We start from the raw sequence: 561 nt of genomic DNA on the forward strand, positions 1-561 counted from the left end.
CAGCGCCTTGGCGATCTCCACCAGCTGCTGCTTGCCGACGCCGAGCTGACCCACCGGGGTCACCGGGTTCTCGTCGAGGCCGACCTCGGCGAGCAGGCGGGCCGCCTCGGCATTGGCCCTGTTCCAGTCGATCAGCCCGCCGCGGCCACGTCGCTCGTTGCCCAGGAACATGTTCTCGGCGATGGACAGGTACGGGACGAGCGCGAGCTCCTGGTGGATGATCACGATCCCCACGTGCTCGCTGTCGCGGATGCCGTTGAACCGGACCGGCTCGCCGTCGAAGACGATCTCGCCGTCGTAGCTGCCGGTCGGGTAGACGCCGGACAGGACCTTCATCAGCGTCGACTTGCCGGCGCCGTTCTCACCGCAGATCGCGTGGATCTCCCCCCGGTCGACGGCCAGGGTGACGTCCTCCAGCGCCTTCACGCCGGGGAAGGTCTTGGTGATGGAGCGCATCTCCAGGATGTGGTCGGCCATGGACCTCGTCGTCCCTCGTCTCGAGCCGGGTGGAGCGGTACCAGGATGGACCCCGGTGGGCCGGCGGCGCGCCGGGCGGCGCCG

The 561-nt window shown here is 69.7% G+C and carries 1 protein-coding gene; it reads right to left on the reverse strand.

Annotated elements, in window-relative coordinates; all coding sequences use genetic code 11:
* Positions 1 to 477: ATP-binding cassette domain-containing protein (locus GCU67_RS21075; protein WP_163613461.1), on the reverse strand; the 477-nt coding region annotated here is incomplete at its 3' end.
* Between the last annotated feature and the right edge of the window lie 84 nt (positions 478 to 561).

This window comes from Modestobacter muralis (assembly GCF_010682105.1).
GTDB lineage: Bacteria > Actinomycetota > Actinomycetes > Mycobacteriales > Geodermatophilaceae > Modestobacter > Modestobacter muralis.